The organism is Mesorhizobium sp. M1A.F.Ca.IN.022.07.1.1 (genome assembly GCF_003997575.1).
Lineage (GTDB): Bacteria > Pseudomonadota > Alphaproteobacteria > Rhizobiales > Rhizobiaceae > Mesorhizobium.
Genome location: NZ_RZST01000490.1, coordinates 1 through 3277, shown reverse-complemented (window position 1 = coordinate 3277; position 3277 = coordinate 1). Strand labels below are relative to the sequence as shown.

Below are 3277 nucleotides of genomic sequence, written 5' to 3'. Positions count from 1 at the left end.
GTGTTGTCGATCCTGTTCCGCGAACGGCTTGTGCACATCTTTGAGAGCCGGCCGCGCCCGTTTGCTGCTGTCTCCCGCGGCATCGACGGCGCTGCAGGGATCGTGCTCGCTAGCGTGGCCCTTTGGCAGATCGCAGCAGCTTGAGGGATGGTTAACCGCAGTCGTACAGGGTCGTGTGCAGCTTCAGCTCTCTTCAGGCGGCTTGATGTGGCGGAAAGCCCAAAGCAAGGCCAAGTCGTAGACGATCTTGAGGGCACCGCAGATCACCAGAGGCCAGGGTTCGAACCCCGCGGCAAATAGCGCGCCGGCGATCGCCGGGCTCGCAGCGGCCGCAAGGCTGCGTGGTACAGAGGTGACGCTCGCCGCCGCAGGCCGCTCCGGTGGCGTAACGACCGCCATCACATACGAGGAGCGAGTCGGCACGTCCATCTGGGACAGTGCTGCGCGTACAAGAAGAAATGCCAGAGAGGCATAGAGATTCGGCACCAAGGCGGCCAGGATCAGGCAAATGCTTGACGGGATGTGCGTGAACACCATCGTGTTCACAAGCCCGATGCGCCTCGACAGCCATGCAGCGACCGGAAATGAAACCGCCGACAAAACACCCGACCAGAAGAAGAACGCCCCAGCGGCAGACAGGGAAAGACCAAATTTGCTGAACAGCCACAACGCAACGAGTGACTGCACGGCAAAACCGCCGGCGAAGGCGTCGATGCTGAACAGGGCAGCCAGCTTGTAGACGATGACACGCGAGGGCCCAAGTGCTGCGACGGGCCGGTCCTGTGGAGACGTTTTCGGACCAGCAGGAATGCGCGCGTACACCAGGCCGCCCGCCACGCCAAGAACGGCATAGAGGAAAAACATTGCCTTGAGAGCGGTGAGCCGTGAGATCCCAATCGTCACCAAGAAATCGGGACTGGTTGCAGCAAGGGCGCCAAACGCAGCCGCCAGCGCACCTAACAGGCTATAGCGTGCGAATGCCTTCGTACGGTCCGTATCCGCGACAAGCCGAGACAAGACGGCGTGCTCGAGCGGAACGAAGATGCTGACGCTCCCGGACGAAGGATTGATCGTGCCCAGGAAAGCCACGAGCAGAACAGCTGCATAGGTGCTTGACTGCGTGTAGGCCACCCCGGTTGCGATCATCAGGCCGGACGCAGCCAAAAGCAGGCTCCGCCGGTCTGCTCGCGCCGCCAAGAAGCCGATGCCGAGCGTCAATAGTGCCGAACCCAGGAGTGCGGAGGTTGCAACGACACCAATCTCCAGCGGCCCAAGCCCAATCGACGCCAGATATACCGGCAGAAGCACTGCGGCGAAGCCGTCCCCAAAATCCCGAAGGGCACGCGCCGCGTAGATGTCCGCAGCGCGGCCACCTTCGGTCTCGTAGCAGGGCTGTCCCACGCCGGCCGGGCCAACGTAGCTCCGTTCGGAATCTCGATGCGACGGTGTCAAAGACCTGGCTACCCGTCCTGACCTTCAGTTCTAACATATCCGAAAGATCTCGAGCGGTAACCTTCTCCTGCTGCGGCGGGTGTCGCGTCGGACACAACTGATGCTACGCTCGCGGCCTCACCCCGTGCTAAGACCGTACGCGGGTTGGGACCGTCGCAATAGCTTCTCTCTTCTGGAAGATTGATCACTGAACCTATTGCGTTCGGAGTCTCTTGGACGCTGGTCCTAGATCCGTCAGCCTGCCGCAAGCCAGCTAAGCTAGGCTTCATCTAGCGTCGCCCTCAATTTGCCGCATACGCGATGCAAGCGACGCGACACGTCGGAGAAGACAGATCAGGGGGCCAATCTTCAGGTGCACAAGCAGTGGGAAAAAATTAAGGGGATCGCGTCGAAGTTCATCTTCGCGCTCATCACCCTTGCCCTGCTGCAGATGAGTGCGGCCGGAAGTTCCCATTCGCATGAACTGATTTCGGATTGCGCGAACGTGACGGTTGCTCACTCGCATTCGAACCACTTCGATCCTTCGCACGACGTCACGGAAAATGCCGACGAAGGTGCGGCGGATGACGTTGCGGGTGAGCAGCAGCCGGATCACGCCGAGGGTACGGAGCGCCTGGCTCACGGCGGGGTGCTTTGCTGTGCTGGCCTCTGCCTCGGGCACCCGGGCTTCGAGGGTTGCGAGGTCCGCCATCCAGGAGTTCAGGGTGCGAGCCTGATTGTTCCGGCTGCTTATCGCAGCCGTCCGGGCATACCCACGGCAGGCCCCGAGAGGCCCCCCAGAACCTGAGCAGTCTGATCTTCGCCCGGCCGACAGGCCTCGACGTTCAAAAACTGCTGGCTTCTGAACATGTCCATTTCTTCGCTTTTTCGCGGCCTTTGCCGCATTCACTCCCTTTGTGCTGCCGTAGGCCTGCTTATGCTTCTTTCGTCGCCGCTCTCGGCGCATGAAGGACACGACCACGGCAAACAGCCTGTCATCGCTGCTTCCGCCGCGAAGCCGCGTGTCAGCGTTCAGTCTCCGGCTTATGAACTGGCTGGCATATTCGAGGATGACAAGCTCTCGATCTTCCTCGACCGTTTTGACACCAACCAGCCAGTTCCGGGTGCGAAAATCTCGGTTATGGTCGGCGGCGACGCCGAGATGGCAGCAAAAGAAGCCGACGCCGGCATTTATGTTCTGCAATCCGAGAAGTTCCTGTCTGAAGGCCCGCTGGAGCTGGTCTTTTCAGTAGCACATCCCTCCGGCGACGATCTTCTTATCGGATCGATCGAGCTGCCCCGCAAAAGCCCAGTCCAAGCGGATCAGTCGCGCACGCAGGGGCGTGGCCTGGAGAGCATAATCCCGGAGAAACTGGCCCTGGGCGATTTCGAAGTCGACCGTCTCCAATTGCTGGCCGGCGGCTTTCTTGGTTTCGGGTTCCTCGCGGGCTTGATGGTGCGAAAAGGACGTCGGGCCGCCCCCATCGCAGGGCTCGTTCTTGTCGTGCTGATGGCGACCACTGCCTTTGCATTTAGCCATGAAGGGCACGATCATAGTGAAGCCTCGACCCCGCTGCCTGCCGGGGATGCGCCGCAGCGCATGAGCGACGGAGGCGTATTCCTGCCGAAACCGAGCCAGCGCCTGCTGAGCATTCGAACAGTTGTTGCCAAGCCGGAGCAGGCGCAGAGCGCAGTGACGCTTGTTGGTCGCATCGTCGCCGATCCGAACCGCTCCGGCCTGGTGCAGAGCATCAATGGCGGGAGGATCATGGTCGCAGGGGGTGCGCTCCCACGCCTTGGTCAGACGGTGAGCAAAGGGGAGGTGCTCGCGCTTGTGGAACAGGCC

Annotated in this window: 2 protein-coding genes and 1 pseudogene; 1 reads left to right on the top strand and 2 read right to left on the bottom strand. The window is 61.2% G+C overall.

The window, feature by feature from the left end; translation table 11 throughout:
- Positions 1-183: 183 nt before the first annotated feature.
- Both EOA75_RS30945 and EOA75_RS30940 read right to left on the bottom strand, forming a co-directional pair.
- On the bottom strand, positions 184-1401 hold the full coding sequence (locus EOA75_RS30945; RefSeq protein ID WP_127325944.1) for an MFS transporter: 1218 nt from the start codon (positions 1399-1401) through the stop codon (positions 184-186).
- Between the two features lie 316 nt (positions 1402-1717).
- Positions 1718-2143: a hypothetical protein gene (locus EOA75_RS30940; protein ID WP_127325942.1), complete on the bottom strand. Its 426-nt coding sequence runs from the start codon at positions 2141-2143 to the stop codon at positions 1718-1720.
- Positions 2144-2299: 156 nt separating this feature from the next.
- On the opposite strand from EOA75_RS30940, the pseudogene EOA75_RS30935 reads away from it, so the two are divergent.
- Positions 2300-3277, top strand: a pseudogene (locus tag EOA75_RS30935) (RND transporter); the annotation flags it as partial.